Annotated in this window: 13 protein-coding genes and 1 pseudogene; 6 read left to right on the top strand and 8 right to left on the bottom strand. The window is 68.5% G+C overall.

The features are described 5' to 3' along the window. Positions 1-584, top strand: a 584-nt coding sequence (locus QH276_RS26565; RefSeq protein ID WP_280406934.1) for a phytanoyl-CoA dioxygenase family protein, incomplete at its 5' end; no start/stop codon positions are given. 98 nt (positions 585-682) lie between these two features. Next, entirely contained in the window at positions 683-1,336 is a 654-nt protein-coding gene (locus tag QH276_RS26560) for a Uma2 family endonuclease (RefSeq protein WP_280397319.1), read from the top strand. Between the two features lie 103 nt (positions 1,337-1,439). Here the strand turns inward: QH276_RS26560 and QH276_RS26555 are convergent, their stop codons facing one another. The 3 genes from QH276_RS26555 to QH276_RS26545 form a co-directional block, all read right to left on the bottom strand. Further along, positions 1,440-2,582, bottom strand: coding sequence for an acyl-CoA dehydrogenase family protein (locus QH276_RS26555; RefSeq protein WP_280397320.1), 1,143 nt, complete (start codon positions 2,580-2,582; stop codon positions 1,440-1,442). Beyond that, positions 2,582-3,814: an acyl-CoA dehydrogenase family protein gene (locus QH276_RS26550; RefSeq protein ID WP_280397321.1), complete on the bottom strand. Its 1,233-nt coding sequence runs from the start codon at positions 3,812-3,814 to the stop codon at positions 2,582-2,584. Before QH276_RS26550 ends, QH276_RS26555 begins: the two co-directional genes overlap by 1 nt. Positions 3,815-3,949: 135 nt before the next feature. Continuing rightward, positions 3,950-4,486 (bottom strand): YdcF family protein, encoded by a 537-nt coding sequence (locus QH276_RS26545; RefSeq protein WP_280397322.1) that lies wholly within the window; start codon positions 4,484-4,486, stop codon positions 3,950-3,952. A 371-nt stretch (positions 4,487-4,857) separates the two neighbouring features. Here QH276_RS26545 and QH276_RS26540 point away from each other — a divergent pair, with 371 nt between their 5' ends. After that, positions 4,858-6,180 (top strand): UDP-glucose dehydrogenase family protein, encoded by a 1,323-nt coding sequence (locus QH276_RS26540; RefSeq protein ID WP_280397323.1) that lies wholly within the window; start codon positions 4,858-4,860, stop codon positions 6,178-6,180. A gap of 165 nt (positions 6,181-6,345) precedes the next feature. Further along, on the top strand, positions 6,346-9,180 hold the full coding sequence (locus tag QH276_RS26535; protein ID WP_280397324.1) for an Hsp70 family protein: 2,835 nt from the start codon (positions 6,346-6,348) through the stop codon (positions 9,178-9,180). A 457-nt stretch (positions 9,181-9,637) separates the two neighbouring features. Here QH276_RS26535 and QH276_RS26530 read toward each other — a convergent pair. The 3 genes and pseudogenes from QH276_RS26530 to QH276_RS26520 form a co-directional block, all read right to left on the bottom strand. Further along, positions 9,638-10,888: pseudogene (locus QH276_RS26530) on the bottom strand (YibE/F family protein); the annotation flags it as partial. A 323-nt stretch (positions 10,889-11,211) separates the two neighbouring features. After that, positions 11,212-12,465, bottom strand: coding sequence for a pyridoxal phosphate-dependent aminotransferase (locus tag QH276_RS26525; RefSeq protein ID WP_432278567.1), 1,254 nt, complete (start codon positions 12,463-12,465; stop codon positions 11,212-11,214). Positions 12,466-12,550: 85 nt separating this feature from the next. Further along, positions 12,551-13,927, bottom strand: a complete 1,377-nt coding sequence (locus QH276_RS26520; protein WP_348536598.1) for a helix-turn-helix domain-containing protein — start codon at positions 13,925-13,927, stop codon at positions 12,551-12,553. A gap of 238 nt (positions 13,928-14,165) precedes the next feature. On the opposite strand from QH276_RS26520, the gene QH276_RS26515 reads away from it, so the two are divergent. Further along, entirely contained in the window at positions 14,166-14,612 is a 447-nt protein-coding gene (locus tag QH276_RS26515; protein ID WP_280397327.1) for a hypothetical protein, read from the top strand. A gap of 143 nt (positions 14,613-14,755) precedes the next feature. Here QH276_RS26515 and QH276_RS26510 read toward each other — a convergent pair whose 3' ends face one another. Next, the gene (locus QH276_RS26510) at positions 14,756-15,259 is read right to left on the bottom strand and encodes a hypothetical protein (protein ID WP_280397328.1); all 504 of its coding nucleotides are present in this window, start codon (positions 15,257-15,259) and stop codon (positions 14,756-14,758) included. A 97-nt stretch (positions 15,260-15,356) separates the two neighbouring features. Between QH276_RS26510 and QH276_RS26505 the strand changes: the two genes are divergently transcribed. After that, the gene (locus tag QH276_RS26505; RefSeq protein WP_280397329.1) at positions 15,357-15,923 is read left to right on the top strand and encodes a helix-turn-helix domain-containing protein; all 567 of its coding nucleotides are present in this window, start codon (positions 15,357-15,359) and stop codon (positions 15,921-15,923) included. Positions 15,924-15,934: 11 nt separating this feature from the next. On the opposite strand, the gene QH276_RS26500 is transcribed toward QH276_RS26505, so the two are convergent. Continuing rightward, positions 15,935-16,867 carry a zinc-binding dehydrogenase gene (locus QH276_RS26500; protein ID WP_280397330.1) on the bottom strand — a complete coding sequence of 311 codons (933 nt, stop codon included), beginning with the start codon at positions 16,865-16,867 and terminating at the stop codon, positions 15,935-15,937. Positions 16,868-16,874 lie beyond the last annotated feature (7 nt).

The raw sequence follows: 16,874 nt of genomic DNA, 5'->3' as shown, positions 1-16,874 counted from the left end.
CCGCCAACACACCGCGCCTGCACGCCGCATTCGACCGGCTCGTCGGCCCGAAGCGATGGGTGCCCCGAACGGGTCTCGGGGGGTTCGTCATCCGGTTTCCGGGCAACGAACCCGCCGTACTCGACGGCTGGCATGTGGATGCCAGCTTTCCGGGGCCGGATTCGAGCCCGGCCGACTATCTCAGCTGGCGGGTCAATATCCATTCGAAGAACCGCGCCCTGCTGATGCTGTTCCTCTTCTCCGATACCGGCGAGTCCGATGCACCCACCCGAATACGGACCGGGTCTCACCTGGACGTCGCCCGAATCCTCGAACCCGAGGGCGAGGCCGGACTCGACGCCCGCGAACTGGCCCGCCGCGCCGAACCGGCCACCGCGCATCGCCCACTCGCCTTCGCCACCGGCCGGGCGGGCGATGTGTACCTGTGCCACCCGTTCCTCGTTCACGCCGGCCAACCCCACCGCGGTACCGAGCCCCGTTTCCTGGCCCAGCCGAATCTCGGTCCCGCTGATGGCGCTCCAGCTACCGGTTCTGGGTCAGCCTCCCCGGTCGAGACGGCAATCCTGCGCGCAACCAGGCGATAGCTCGAATCCACGAGCACATACAGGCCGCACCACCGGCTGCGCACGTGAGCGGCGCCAACACCATCGATAAGTCTGCGAGCAGGGCATACCATTGCGCTATGTCCCGGCCGAAGATCGAACCTTCAGACCTCCCCGAGTACATGTCCTGGGAGGAACTCGAACGGCTGCCCGAAGAGGTCGCGGGCGAGATCGAACTCTGGGAGGGACGTGTGGTCCGGCTCCGGCGCGGGCCCATGGAACATCAGGCATTCGGCCGTCGCTTGACAAATGCGATCGAACGCTGCGCCCGCAAGAACATGTCCGATCGACCAGAAACCTGCTGGAAGGTCGAAACGGAAACCAACGTCTTCCTCGGTACCAGCGGAAAGTCGGATTTCCTGACTCCGGATTTCCTGGTCTGCCGCTGCCCCGAAAAACCATTCGAGGACATACGCGCGGCATCCACGCTTCTTGTGGGCGAAGTATTGTCCCCCTCGAATACATCCTCCACCATGACGGCGAAGAAGGGACGCTACGCGGGCGCCGGAATTCCCTGGTACTGGGAGGTCATTCTGGCGCGCGAAGTAAGCGCTATCGAGGCAGTACACGCCTATGCACTGGAAACCGAACCCGGTCGGCTTCCGCCCGGAGTGCGGCCGTTGCGCTCGGCAAACTATGTTCTCGCGGGCGAATGGACTCCCGCCGATGAGGACGGCATCCGGATCGATTTCCCGTTCCCGATCACCATTCCGTGGACCGAGCTCGAGTACTGACGTACCGGGTCGCGCGGTGATCCCCCTCTGACGGCCCACCGCACGGCCCGGCACGGGTTTCCGCACCCCACTCGGGCACAGGAGTGAGTGGGGTGCGGGCCGATCACTTCGTCAGCGCGATATAGCGGGCGAGGTGATCGGAGCTGTTGCCGAATTCGTATTCGATGGCGGTGAGCCGTTTGAAATAGTGGCCGATGGCCAGTTCTTCGGTCATGCCCATGGCGCCGTGTAGCTGCACTGATTCCTGGCCCATGAGCCGGGTCGCGCGGCCGATGGTGACCTTGGCCGCGGAAATGGCGCGGGCCCGTTCGGCGGGTTCGGCTTGCAGGGCGTAGGCGGCCAGGTAGGCGGCGGCGATGCTCTGCTCGAGTTCGATCAGCATATCGACCATACGATGCTGCAATGCTTGGAAGCTGCTGATCGGGACGCCGAACTGCTGGCGCTGTCTGGTGTATTCGACGGTGTCGTCGAGCACTTTGCGCATCAGGCCGACCGCTTCGGAGGCCACGGCGGCGATGGCGTCGTCGACGGTGGCGTCGATGATCGGCCAGGCCCGGCCTTCCGCGCCGAGGAGCGCATCGGCGGGGAGGCGGAAATCGGTGAAGGTGAGGTCGGCGGCCACCCGGTCGTCGATGGTGCGATAGCGGTGCACCTCGACTCCGGCGGGCGGGGCCGCGGCGTCGAACTCCACCAAGAACAGCGAGATACCGTCCTGGTCGCGGCGTTCCCCGGCGGTGCGGGCGGAGATGATCAGGTGGGTGGCGACGGGCGCGCTGGTGACCACGATTTTGGCGCCGTCGAGGACCCAGCTGTCGCCGTCGCGCCGGGCGGTGACCGAAACATCGTGGCGCACCTCCCCGGAACCCGGTTCCAGGGCGGCGAAGGCGATTCGCGCGTTGCCCTCGGCGATCGTCGCCAAGAGCGCCTGGGCCTGCTCACCGCCGGAGCGGCGCAGTAGCCCGCCGCCGACCACCACGGTGTCGACGTAGGGTTCCACGACCAGGGCACGGCCGAGTTCCTCGGCGATGATCATGGATTCGACGGGACCACCGCCCGACCCACCGGCTTCCTCCGGCAAGGTCAGGCCGAGCACATCGAGTTCGGCCAAGCCGCGCCAGATCTCGGGCTGCCAGCCGGGCCCGGTTTTGACCGCGCTGCGGCTTTTCTCGAGGTCGTAACGGGCGGCCAGGAAACCGGCGACCGCGTCCCGCAGCATCTGCTGCTCATCGGTGAAGGTGAAGTCCATCAGAGCCCCAATGCTGCCTTGGCGAGGATATTTCGCTGGATTTCGTTACTGCCCGCGTAGATGGAACCGGCGCGGTCGTTGAAGTAGCGCAGTGGTGCGACGGCCTGCCAGTCCGCGCCACTGACGTAACCGTCGGCGGGTGGGGTGTATTCGGCGATCGGGCCGCCGGGCGCGGTCGCATGCGGCTGGTACACCCGGCCGCGCGGGCCGGCCGCGGTGAGCGCGAGCTCGGTGAGCTGCTGGCTGAGTTCGGTGGACAGAATTTTCAGCATCGACGAGGAGGTGCCGAGATCTTTCCCTTGGGCCATGGCCGCCAGCGTCCGGAACTCCAGCACCTCGAGGACTTCGGTGCGGATGCGGGCGTCGGCGAGCCGGCCCGCGAAGTGCGGGTCCTCGCTCAGCGGCTTGCCGTCGCGGCCCGGCTGGGTGGCCGCCGCGGCGGCGATGTTCTCGGCCATGGCCTGCAGGGCGGGCGCCATCGCGCCGCCGCCGCGTTCGTGGACCAGCAGGTACTTCGCGACGGTCCAGCCCTCATCGATCTTGCCGAGCACATTGCTCTTGGGCACCCGCACGTTGTCGAAGAAGATCTGGTTCTGCACCTGCTCGCCGGAGCTCATCACCAGCGGCCGGATCTCGATACCGGGGGCGGTCATATCCATCAGGATGAAGGTGATGCCCTGCTGTTTCTTACCCTCGCGGGAGGTGCGGACCAGCGCGAAGATCCAGTTCGCCTCGGTGGCGTGGGTAGTCCAGATCTTGCTGCCGGAGACGAGGAAGTCCTCGCCGTCGCTGACGGCGGCCATACTGAGTGCGGCCAGGTCGGAACCGGCTTCGGGCTCGGAGTAGCCCTGGCAGAAGAACACCTCACCGGTGAGGATGCGCGGCAGGAAGTAGTTCTTCTGCTCGTCGGTACCGAACGCGATCAGTGCCGGGGCGACCATCCGGATACCCATCGGCGAGAGCGCGGGCGCACCGGCCAGGGTGAGTTCGCGGCTGAAGATGTAGTGCTGGGTGAGCGACCAGTCGCAGCCGCCGTACTGCACCGGCCAGTGCGGCGCCGCCCAGCCGCGCTCGTGCAGGATGCGCTGCCATTCCAGGCTCGCCTCGTGGTCGGAGTAGACACTCGTCATCAACCGGCCCGCGGTGCTGATCTCGGGCGTGAGCTTTTCCGCCAGGAACGCCCGTACCTCGTCTCGGAAGGCCCTGTCGGCCTCCGACCAGTCGTAATCCATACACGCTCCCGAAGGCTTCATGCGTCGTCGCAGCAGGTCCGGCGACTACCGGCGCTGGAGAGAATGTAGCCAGTTCTCTCTCATCCCGTCAAACTGACGGCACATGCCATCATATCTCCTCGGAAAGATTCCGGTTCACCGCGGGCAGTCCTCGAAAAACGCCTTCACATACCCCGCGGATTGGTACACGTAGTCGTAGGCCCATCGCGGCAGCCCGAGGTCCGGTCGAGTGTCGACGAACAACATCTCGCCGTCCCAGCATTTGCCGAGCACATACCGCGCCCGCGAAATATGCGGGGTGAAGGTGACCACGATGACCCGGTCCCAGCCGTGCGCACGCGCCTGATCCGCCAGATACCGGCCCTCGCCCCGGGTGGTCCGCGGCGACGGATCGAAACACACCACCTCGAAGCTGTAGCCACCGTGACAGATCCGGTTGATCAGCGGACTGTCCTCGTACGGATTGGAGATCAGTACCCGCGGCGCGTAACCCTCCCGCGCCAGCCGCAACCCCAGCGCCTCCCGGCCGTCGTGCGCACCGCCGAGCACCAGGATCGCGTCGGCGGGCGCGGGCTCCTCACGTTGCGGGCGTACATAGACCGGCCACAGCGCGACCACCACCAGCACCGCGACAGCCACCAGTCCGGCGGCGAGGGTGATTCGGCGGCGCACCGCCGCGATCCTAATCGGCCGTCCCGTCCACCCACCGCACGCTGCCGGGCACGTACCGAGAACCTGCGGTGGTACGGATTCGGCTGGGCCAACTCGGCAGCGCGGCCCGACTTCCCACTGCGGTCTCGGCCGTGCGATCCCGCCCCCGGTGGGCTCGGCAGTACCGCCCCCGGCTCCCCACTGCGGCCTCGGCCGTGCTGCCGCTCACCTGGGGGCTCGGCCGCCCGAAGCCGGCGCAGCCGACGCGTACACCCGAAGCGGCAGCAATCCGCGCAGGTCAGCAGTCCACGTCGTCCGGTGTACATCTGCTGTTGCCCGGCGGATCGCCTCGGTTTTCCGGTGGGGCCACCACCGGGGATTACCAATCGATTATGCGATGCACAGTCTTCGGAACCGGGTACCTGGGGGCCACGCACGCAGCGTGTATGGCCGAACTCGGCCACGATGTTCTCGGAGTCGATATCGACCCGGGCAAGGTCGCGAAACTCTCCGACGGAGTCACGCCGTTCTACGAACCGGGCCTGGAAGCGGTGCTGCGCCGCAACCTCGACGCCGGCCGGCTCCGCTTCACCACCTCCTACGCCGAGGCGGCCGACCATGCCGAGGTGCATTTCCTCGGTGTGGGCACCCCACAGAAAAAGGGTGAATACGCCGCCGACCTCAAATACGTGCACGCCGTGGTGGATACGCTGGCCCCGCTGGTCACCCGGCCCAGCGTGATCGTCGGCAAATCGACCGTTCCGGTGGGCACCGCCGCCGCGCTGGGCGAACGTGCCCGCGCGCTCAGCGACGTGGATATCGAGGTCGCCTGGAACCCCGAATTCCTGCGGGAGGGTTACGCCGTCCGGGATACGCTGCGCCCGGACCGGCTGGTGCTGGGCGTCGACGATACCCGCGCGCGCTCGCCGTGGGTCCGCGAACTGATCGAGGAGCTCTACGCCGATCTGCTCGCCGCCGAGGTCCCGTTCCTGCTCACCGATCTCGCCACCGCCGAGCTGGTCAAGGTCTCGGCGAACGCCTTCCTGGCAACGAAGATCTCGTTCATCAACGCCGTCTCCGAAGTCTGTGAGGCCACCGGCGCGGATGTCACCGTACTGGCCGACGCGCTCGGCTACGACGAACGGATCGGCCGCCGCTTCCTCAATGCCGGGGTCGGTTTCGGCGGCGGCTGCCTGCCCAAGGACATCCGGGCTTTCATGGCGCGCGCCGGGGAACTCGGCGCCGATCACGCGCTGGCCTTCCTGCGTGAGGTCGACAACATCAATATGCGCCGGCGCACCAAGATCGTGGATATGGCGGCCCGGGCCTGCGGCGGCTCCTTGCTCGGCGCGAACGTGGCCGTTCTCGGCGCGGCCTTCAAACCCGAATCCGACGACGTCCGGGATTCCCCGGCGCTCAACGTGGCCGGGATGATCCAGCTGCACGGCGCCGTGGTCACCGTCTACGACCCGAAAGCCCTGGAGAATTCGCGCCGGGTCTTCCCCACTCTCAGCTACGCGACCTCGGTGCGCGAGGCCTGCGAACGCGCCGATGTGGTGCTCGTCCTGACCGAATGGAACGAATTCGTCGAACTCCGCCCACAGGACCTGGACCCGGTGGTGCGGGCACGCTCCATCATCGATGGTCGCAATTGTCTCGATCGAGCCGCTTGGCGGTCGGCCGGATGGGTGTACGCAGGCCTGGGCACACCGTAGAGTCGGGTGGGCGAGCCGGACGTAGGGCAACGGTTCCTGCCTCCCACGACAACGGAACCGGGCGGTACTGTCGAAGAGGCCGCCTGGTTCGGGGGATGAGCCGTCATCATCGACAGGCCGGCGCCGCTCGCACAGGGTGAAGCGGGAAGTACGGATGGGCTGCCGATGAGTTCAGTACTGGGAGTGTCGGTGGGGGCCGGCGCGATCCGCCTGGCGCGCCCACCAGCCGGGGCCGAGCCCTGCGCCGAACCGGATACGTTCGATATGCGCACCTTCGTGGTGCCACCCGAAACGCCGAGCGCCGAACGCGCCGCGCTCTCGGTCGCGGCGGCGCTGAACTCGAATCCCGCGATCACCGCCACCGTGCTGGCCTGCCGCGACGAACAGCAGGCCCGGTCCCTGTACGCGGCGATGAACGAGCACGGGCTCACCGCCTACGACATCGTTCCCGATATCGAGGCCGTCCTCGAATTCGCCGTGGCATCCGGCGCCCTGAAAGACGTCGCCACGCTCGCTGTTTTCGATCTCGGTTCCTCCGGCCTCTCGGTAACTGTGGTGGATGTACCCACTCGGCAGGTCCGGCACACCGAACGCACCGGCGATATCAGCGGCGAATATTTCGATTCGCTGATCCGCGAGCAGCAGATCAACTCCGGCCGGATCGCCCACCCGCCGGACCCGGCCGGCCTGGCCGAACTGGACGCCCTGTGCCGCTCGGCCAAGGAGCGGCTCTCGTCCGGGAACGCGGTCGCGCTGCCCAGCAGTTACGGTCCGGTGCTGCTCACGCAGGAGAATTTCACCGCACTCATCGGCCGGGCGGTCGAAACGTCGGCCCGCGCGACCCGCGAGGTGATCGAACGGTCCGGCCGGCCGGTGCAGGCGCTGCTGGCGGTGGGCGGCGGTATGCGGATTCCGCTGGTGAGCCGCGCGCTGCGCGAAGCCGTGGATCTGCCGATCCTGGTACCACCGGAACCGGAAACGGCGGCCGCCCGCGGCGCCATGCTCCTGGCCGGCAAGGCGCGGACGCGTACCGCCGAAGCGGATTCGCCGGGCCGGGGCGCGCGGTCGGGATCGAATAATCCGGGCGGCAGTGCGGCGGCGAACGATTCCGCTCCGGCCGCCGATCCCCGGGACCGCTCCGCCGAGAGCGGCAGCCGGCCGGATGCGGCCACCGCGCAGTCCGGCGTGACCTACCCGGCGCACGGACATTCCGGCACGAGCAACCCCTTACCCGGTGTCACCGCACCTATTCCGAGCGCCGCGACCCCGAATCACAACGAAACCTCACCGGGCAGCAGCGGCACCGCAACGAACCCCGGCGGTATCTCACCGAACCCCGGCAGCTCGCCGAACAACAGCGGCACCGCACCAAACCTCGGCGGCACCGCACCAAACCTCGGCGGCACCGCACCAAACCTCAGCGGCACCGCACCAAACCTCAGCGGCACCGCACCAAACCTCGGCGGCATCTCACCAAACCTCGGCGGCATCTCACCAAACGCTGGCGGTATCTCGCAGAACAGCAGCGGCACCTCGCCGAACTCCGGCGGCGCCTCGCCGAGCCACAACGGCATCTCACCGAACCCCGGCGGCACCTCGCCGGCCGGCAACGGCATCTCACCTGATCTCGGCGGCACCTCGCCGAACACCAACGGCGCCTCACCGAATCCCGGTGACGCCTTGCCGAATTACGGCACCTTCCCAGCACTGAGCGAGCCCGCCGCATACTCGGGCGCGGCCGCGCACGCCGGGGATCTCGAATCCGGCGTGCGGTCCTCGTGGCCCGCTGATGGGACCGCACAGTTCGCCCCGAGCGCGGGGCACTCCGGCGCACACACCGCGAACGCCGACCCGGGACCTGTACCCGCGGACGCCGGCTCGACCTCACCGTTCGGCAACAGCATGGAGTATCTCGGCCCGCCCGCGGCACTCCCCGGCCTGTCCGCGTTCGCCGGCACCCAGACGGCTCCCTTCGGGACCACGGCCATATTCCCCGGTGCAACTACCGCATTCCCCGGCGCAGCTACCGCACATCCCGCCCCGGCCGCACCGACTGGCGCGACCAGCCCCGGAACAGTGGCCGCCCATTCGGGTTCGCACGCTTCCCCCGTATTTCCGTCGCCGCCGGGCGAGGGGTCCGGTCCTGATCTGCCGGTATCGCAGCAGAGCATCTTCGGCCCACCGACCGGCCCGCCGAGCGCGCCACCCCACTCCGGCCTTCCGGGCACGTCCGGCCCGGCCGGCTCCCCGAGCGCGCCTCCGCAAACCGGTCTTCCGGGCACATCTGCAACGAACACCGTCGCGCCGACCGGCTCCCCGAGCACACCCGCGCCGACCGGCCTCCCGAGCGCATCGTCGCCCACCGGCTCCCCGAGCGCACCCGCACCGACCGGTCCCCCGAGCACCTTATCCCCGCCCGGTACCGCGAACGGGCCCACCTCGAGCCCGGCGTCCCCAGGTCCGGCAACGGGGCAGGCTTCGGACGCCGGCGCCTCCCCCGCCCTACCTCACCCGATCAGCACCCCGGTAGCGCGGCTCACTCCCGAGGAGGACCCGCCGACCGTAGCCCTGCGGATACCGGCGAAACTCCTGCCCCGCCGTTCGTTCGGCGAGCCGCCGCAGCGCCCCAACCGGGAGATCAGCGCGGCCATGGTGGCGGTGAGTGCGCTGGTGGTGGTGGCGTCCATCGGGATCGGTCTCGGTTACGGCCAGCACATGTTCAGCAAGGATTCGGCCACGGTCCAGGGCACCTCGCAGCCCGAGACCACCTCGGCACCCGCACCGTCCGCGACCTCCGGCCCGCCCACGGCGACCGCGACGACGACCTCGGAACACGCCTCGCTGGCCGAACCGCCGCCGGTCTACCGGCCGGAACCCGAGGCGCCGCCGCCGTCGGTCACTCCCGGACCGAATACCTGGGAGGTTCTCCCGGGCCTGCCGCCGATCGTCGTACCGACCATCCCGCCCGAGGCGCTACCCTTCCCGGGGCCACGCCGCTGAGACGGGCCGGGCCACGAGCCGGCGGAGCACTCGAATTCGCCGCCTCCGCCGATCAATCCTGCCCGTAGCCGGGTTCGGGGCCACGGCGCCCGCGCGGTGGCGGACCATCGAAGCGCTGCTGGGGATTCCACGGTCGCTGCGGTCCTGTCGGCGGCCCGCTGTGCGGCGGCCGGGGCGGACCCGGCTGCCGGGGATCGGCACCCTGCGGACCGGTATACGGCGGCCGGGGCTGGTTCGGTTGCCGCGGGACGGCGGCCTGCGGTCCGGTGTGCGGTGACCTGCCGGATTGCCGTGGGTCGCCGCCCGGCCGATCCTCACCGGGACGCCGGACGCGGGGCTGGTCCCCGGTTGTCGGCCAGGGGTCGCGTTTCGGCCGCGACCGTTGCGCGGCTCCCGGCCCCTGATTCGGCCGGCCCACCGCGCGATGACTACCGGTATCCGCACGTTTCGCCCCCGCCCGCCGTGTACGCTCGGCCGGTTTCGGCGTGCCGAACGGCCGCGCGAGCAGTACCGCGATCCCGGTGGTCAGCGGCACCGAGAGCGCCAGGCAGATACCGCCGACCGCGGACCGCGCGATCTCGATCGCCACGGCGTCACCCACCAATACATCCCGGATCGGCCGGCCGGCGACGCTGAACAGCAACAGCAGCGGCAGCGCGCCACCGGCGTAGGCCAGCACCAGGGTGTACACGGTACTGGCGATATGGTCGCGCCCGACCCGCATCGCGGCCGCGAAAATCTCACTGCGGGAAGCGCTCTTGTCCAGTTCCGCGAGCTCGAACGCCGCCGACGCCTGGGTGATGGTCACATCGTTGAGCACACCGAGGGAACCGATGATGAACCCGGCCAGCAACAGCCCGGTGATGCTGACATGTTCGAGGTAGGTGGCGACGTTGGTGTTCTGTTCCTCGGACAGCCCGGTCAGTGTTGTCGCGTCGATGACGAGCCAGGAGAGCACCGCCGCGATGACCATGGACGTCAGCGTTCCCAGCAGTGCGGAACTCGTGCGCAGGTTCACCCCGTGCGCCAGATAGAGCACCGCGTACAAGATCAGCGAACCCGCCACCATCGCCACCGGTATCGCCGGTTTGCCGTCCAGCAGGGCGGGGAGCAGGAAGACGACCAGCACCCCGAAGGCGAAGATCAGGCCGAGCAACGCCCGGACCCCGCGCCAGCGTGCGATGGCGACGATCACCACCACGAAGGCGAGCGCGATCACGCTGAGCGGAAAGCCGCGGGCGTAGTCGTCGAAGCCGTACAGCGTCGAGCCGTCGGGTGCGGTCTGGCGTACGAGCCGGATATCGTCACCGGCGGCCAGATCGGGCTGGCCGGGCCCCGGCGCGATCTCCAGCAGGGTGTGTTTACCGGCATCCGGTCCGGATTCGATGGCGATCACGCTGCGCTGGCAGTCGTAGACCTGCATGGCCGGCGGTTCCGGATCACCGTCGAAGACCCGGCCGATGGATGGGCTGCCGCAGGCCCCGACGTCTTGGCGGATCACGGTGCCGGCCTCGGTGACCACCGCCGAACCGTCGGCGTTCTGCAACGGCAGCGGAATATCGACCTGCTGGCGCTCCGGCCACAGGGCGATGGTCGCGAGGACCACGACGATGCCGATCGCGACCAGCAATCCGACCACCACGCGGGCGGCGGTGGCACCGATGGCGATCGGCCGGGAGTGATCGTGATGGTGGTGGTGGTCGCTCACCCGGCACAGCCTAGAGGATCGGCGGCGCACTGCCGCGGCCTGACAACAGGCCCTACGCTGGGAATTCGGTGATATGACCGGGAAGCTCGGGAAGGGGCGGCGGAGAGCAGGGGGATGTCTCCGCCGCCCGGGGGCAGGCGCCCAGGGGGGGTAGGCGGCCTAACCCGAGGACCAGGTTGCCCAGGGGGGGTAGACAACCTGGCCGGGCACTCGAAGTGCCGAAGCCCACTGTACACACACGATCCTGATTTATGCCAGTGGGTTCAGAAAATTGCCGAAAATCCGGACGGAGGGTCTGTTTTAACCCAGAATTGGCCGCCCCGCTACTGACGGTAGCCCGCCAGGAAGTTGCCGAACCGCTCGATGGCAACCGCCAGATCGCGGGCCCAGGGCAGGGTCACGATGCGAAGATGATCATGGTTGGGCCAGTTGAATCCGGTGCCCTGCACCATCAGGATCTTCTCCTGCAGCAGCAGGTCTTGCACCAGCTTCTCGTCGTCGTGGATCTCGTGGACTTCGGGGTCCAGCCTAGGGAACGCATACAGTGCGCCTTTGGGTTTCACGCACGACACGCCGGGAATCGCGTTCAGCCGCTCCCACGCGACGTCCCGCTGCTCGAGCAACCGCCCGCCCGGCAGGATCAGATCCTCGATGCTCTGGTAACCACCCAGCGCCACCTGAATGGCGTGCTGCGCGGGCACGTTCGGGCACAGGCGCGAAGACGCGAGCAGGTCGATCCCCTCCAGGAACCCGGCCGCATGATCCTTCGGACCGGTGATCGCCAGCCACCCGGACCGGTAGCCCGCCACCCGGTAGGCCTTGGACAGGCCGTTGAAGGTGAGGCACAGCAGATCGGGCGCCAGGGTCGCCAGCGAAATGTGTTTGGCGTCGTCGTAGAGGATCTTGTCGTAGATCTCGTCGGCCAGTAGCAGCAGCCGGTGCTTGCGGGCCAGATCCACGAGCTGCTGCAGCACCTCCGCCGAGTACACGGCACCGGTGGGGTTGTTGGGGTTGATCACCAGCAGGGCCTTGGTCCGGTCGGTGATCTTGGCTTCGATATCGGCGATATCGGGCTGCCAGCCGTTCGTTTCGTCGCACAGATAGTGCACCGGGGTGCCGCCGGCCAGGCTGGTCATAGCCGTCCACAGCGGATAGTCGGGGGCCGGGATCAGTACCTCGTCACCGTCGTCGAGCAACGCCTGCATCGTGATGGTGATCAGCTCGGAGACGCCGTTACCCAGGTAGACACTGTCGACGTCCAGCTCCGGGAAACCCGGCACCAGCTCGTAGCGGGTCACGATCGCGCGCCGCGCGGACAGTATCCCCTTGGATTCGGAATAGCCCTGCGCGTTCGGCAGGGCGGCGATCATATCCCGCATGATCACATCGGGCGCCTCGAATCCGAACGGCGCCGGGTTACCGATATTGAGTTTCAGGATCCGGTGGCCTTCGGCCTCCAGCCGTGCCGCATGTGCGTGTACCGGTCCACGGATCTCGTAGACGACGTTCTGCAGCTTTTTCGACTGCTCCAGAATCCGGGGGGCGGGATGCGAATGGCCAGTACTCACCCGATCCATGGTGCCACCAGGGGCAAGCGGATATCCGGCCCGGCCCCGGCGAGTGATCGTTCGGTTATCGCAGGGCCACGGCCCGCGGCCGGGCTCATACGCTGCCCGGGGGCAGGCTGCGGCTGGCGGTGGAACCGCAGAATTCCTCGATCTGCTCGTCGAGTGACCGGGCCTGCGCGACTCCGCGGTAGGTGGGGGCGCAGATACGCCGGCGCACACCGGTGAGCCGCTCCTCCAACTGTGCGATGCGCTTGTCCTCGGAGAGTTCGAGCACGGGCGACAATGCCGCCTCCGCGCCGTCGAGGCTGCCGTTGATCAAATGCGCGGCCGCCGAATCGACCCGCGCCAGGGCTTCGGCACCGTAGGAACGCTGCCGTGCCGGGCCGGTGCGGTACAGCTCGATCGTGCGTTCCGTGGCGGCCAGCGCCGGTTCCGCCAGGCCGAGATGGATATAGGTGGCGCCCGCGTAATAGCTGGCCTTGGCCTCGGAGAAACCGAACACCCCGCCCACCTCGTCGTGCAGGCTGTCGGTGGCCGCGCGCTCGCGCGCCGCCTCGGCGGCCCGGATACAGCGTTCGGTATCGGCGGCGCTGCCGATCTTCGACCAGATCCGCGCCTCGATATTGTGCAGCCGGACCGCGGCGGTGGCCGAGTCCGCGTACTGCTGCCCGCTCTGCGCCAGCGCGAGCGCGCGGTGCGGCCGCTCCGACCAGTACTCGATCAGCGCGTGCATCCCCCGGGCCCAGGCCCGCAACCCGTTGTGCCCGCAGATCTCCCCGTACGCCCAGGCCGCCCGGATCTGATCGCCCGCCGCATCCAGGTAGCCCAGGTCGGTACTCGCGTTCGCGAGCAAACCCGACAGCGATCCCGCCAGCAGGTATAGGTGACTCGTATCGGACGGGCGCTGCTGTCCCTCCAGCAGCCGGTACACCCGGCGGCGGACCCGCAGCATCTCCACCATCATCGGCATCGGCGGGGTGTGCACATAGTCGTTGGCGATCCGCGTCACGTCCGCGTCGAGCTGGTCGAGGGTGCTGGAACCGATATTCGTGGCCTCGGCCCGGCCCGCATGATCACTCGCCTCGTGTGCTGCCGCCATGATCAGATCCCTCTCCGAAATCGCCGCCGAACCTTCCCCGCGGACCGCACCGCTGTCGATGAGGGCCAGGAGTTCGGCATCAGTGGAATAGCTTCCGGGCACCACGGTCGGCCCGGCGACGGCGTGGGATGCGGACAGCGGGCCGGGCGCGGTCAACGCGGCGAAGCGGCCCCGCTCGACGTCATCGGATCTGGCGAGACAGGTATCGAGGGCAGCCTGATTGACCGGACGCGGATGCACCCGGTCGCCCCCGGCCTCCCATTTGGACACCAGTCGTTCGTGCACACCCAGATGTGCCGCGAACTCCCGGATGCTCATCCGTTTGGCCTCGCGAAGCGCCCGGGCCTCCTTTCCAGACCATTGGCCGACCACGTCGTCACCCTTTCCGAACGATTTCCCTCCCAGGGTACGAGCCGAATGTGACTGTGCCCACAAAGAAAAGGCATACCGGACCGATTGGCAGCGCAAGGGCAGTGGAACGCGAGCGTGTAGGCGGTTCCGGCGCGCGGTCCGGGGAGCGATCCTGGTATGGCGGGTCATCGCGACCGCCGCCGGCCGTGGCTCGGCACACCGGAAGGCTCGGCACGCCAGGGAGGCAAGGGGATTCATCGTGAACGTGGAAAAGCTCAGAACAGTCGACGACTGGGCCGCCTATTACCGTCACGAATTCGGCTTACCGGCGGTCGAGCGCGGCGGGTTCGTGATGCTGCCGATCACCAGCCGCGCCTGCGTTATCCACCTCCCCACTATCCGTGCCCGCGCGGTGCGCGAGCTGCTGGATTCGCGGGATATCCGGGTTCCCGTGCTGGCCCGCCAGATTCGCTGGAGTTTCGTCGCCTACCCGGATCGCCGGCCCGATCCGGAAGTCGTGGAAATGCTGCAGCGCATCGATATCGATATTCCGGGGGTGGGTAGCGCGGTCATGCTGCCCACCGGTTTGGGTCGCTGGAACCGGGAAGGCTGCAACTGGGTGGTGCCACCCGAACGCGACGGCCTTCTGCCACCACTGTCCTCGGTGATCAACGCCGCGCTCCTGGCGGGCGGCGACCGGGAATAACCGGGGATGGGGCTACGTCCGGCGGCTCACAAGGTATGCCGGACGTAGCCCGCCCCGCGGCGCCGACGGGCGTACGCGGGGGCAGGCTGTCCGGAACAGCCGCCGGGATGCCGGACCGGCCGCCTACCGCGGCGGGCCCGGCATCATCGGGTTTCCCGCAGTACCCGTTGCGCGTCGGAGAGTAATTCCGGCGCGAACCGGCGATGCCCGTGTGCCGCACGCGTCCAGATACGCTCACCGATCGGCCGTTCGTACCGGACGAACGTGGCCAGCGAAACGCTCTCCGGCCCTGTTTCGACCACGAGATTTCCGGTGATCATCCAGGACCGGGCCGCCAGGGTGATCCAACTGTCGCCGCGTTCGGCGACCGCCCAGCCGGCCACATGTTCCGGCGCGGAACGGCGCGCGAGCCGAAGTCCCAGCAAGCCGCGCCAGATGAGTTGCCCTTTGATCCCGGCGACGGTGTCGAGTGCCGCGCGCGCCCATTCCTCCGGAGTTCCGATCTCTGCCGCATTCGTGATCAGCGTGAACTGATCGGCGTAGTGGTAGCCGGTCAGTTCGGCGTGATCTCTGGTCGATTCCCCGATCTCCGGCTGCTGAAAGGCGACCGGGTCGGGTTGTGCCGCTACGTGGGAATTGTCGGTCATGGTCGCGTCTCCCTTTGGTGATATACGGTGGCGTATATCAACGCTAGCGGAAATATACGGCGGCGTATAGACGCCGGACAGCGAAGGAGACCCGCGTATGGGTACGGCCCGGACGCCGAGTGCCGACTGGATCGACGAAGGACTGCGCGCCCTCGCACGCGGAGGTCCCGACGCGGTCCGGGTCGAGGCGCTCGCGAAGGCCCTCGGTGTCACCAAGGGCGGCTTCTACGGGTACTTCGCCGATAGAAACGCCCTGCTCGAGGCCATGCTCGACACCTGGGAGCGGCGCAGCGTGGACGAGGTTCTCGAACGCGTCGCGCGTGACGGCGGCGATCCGCGCGCCAAGATCCAGCGAGCGGGCGCCCTCACCCTCTCTCCGGAGCTGCTGCCGATCGACCTCGCCGTCCGCGACTGGGCCCGGCGCGACGAAACCGTCGCCGCCCGCCTGCGCCGGGTGGACAACCAGCGCATGGCGCTCCTCCGGGAAATGATCGGCGCCTACTTCACCGACCCCGTCGAGATCGAAGCCCGCAGCCTGCTCGCCTTCAGCACCCGGATCGGTATGCATTTCCTGGCCGCCGACCCCCTCGACGACGCCGACCGCTCCGCGATCATGGCCCGGGCCGCCGATATCGTGCTCGGCGGGCCGCCCGGAGAGGAATAGGCGAGGCCGGCTCAGTCGAGGTCCAGTACCGCCTTGCCGTGCAGGCGGCGGTCGAGCAGCGCCTGGGCCGCCTCGTCGTAGCGGGTCCACGAGCCGCGCCAGCTGATTCCGGGATCGAGGCGGCCGGCGGCGACCTCCGCGGCCAGCCAGGTCAGGTCGCCGGAGAAATCGACGGTGGGATCGGCCAGCAGGAAGAACGTACGAATCGACCGATCGTGCCGCCCCTCGGTGGCCAGCAGGGCCGCGGGCGGGAAAACGGCATCCGCCTCGGACGAGCGGCCCACACTCACCAGGACGCCACCCGCCTGCACAGCCGCGAAGGCGTCCACCAACTGCTGTCCGCCGACATTGTCCAGCACCGCGAACACCGGCCGGTCCACCTCGGCCGGGTCGGCGTACACCTCGTGCGCGCCCAACGCTCGAAGTCCGTCCGCCTGGGCGGGATTCCTGCTGATCGCCACGACCTCCGCGCCCGCCCGGGCGGCGAGTTGCACCGCGAAACGGCCGACACCACCGGAAGCGCCGGTGATCATCACCCGTCGCCCGATGAGCTGACCCATGCGGCGCAGCACATGCAGGGCACTGAGACCGGCGACCGGAATCGTGCTCACCGCCCCGAGGTCGGCACCATCCGGCACGACCCCGAGCAGAGTGGCGGGAACCGCACGCAGTTCGCCCCACCCCGCCTCACCCAGCGTGACCACCGGTGTCCCCACGGCAGGGCCCGAACCGTCGGCCGCCGCCCGAACCACCACGCCCGCGGCGTCCCAGCCGATCACGGTACCGGCCGGTACGTCCGGGCCGGTGGCGCCTTTCACCTCGCCGAAGTTGAGCGAAACCGCTTCGACCCGAACCAACGCCTCGTCGGGCGCGGGTACCGGATCGGCCACCTCGGCCAATGAGAGGTGTGTCGCCGCGGTGTGGTCGACAACGAGTGCACGCACAGAGATC

Source organism: Nocardia carnea (assembly GCF_029869215.1).
GTDB classification, from domain to species: Bacteria; Actinomycetota; Actinomycetes; order Mycobacteriales; family Mycobacteriaceae; genus Nocardia; species Nocardia carnea_B.
Note: the sequence above shows the minus strand (reverse complement) of the source record. Positions and strands in the feature narration are given on the sequence as shown.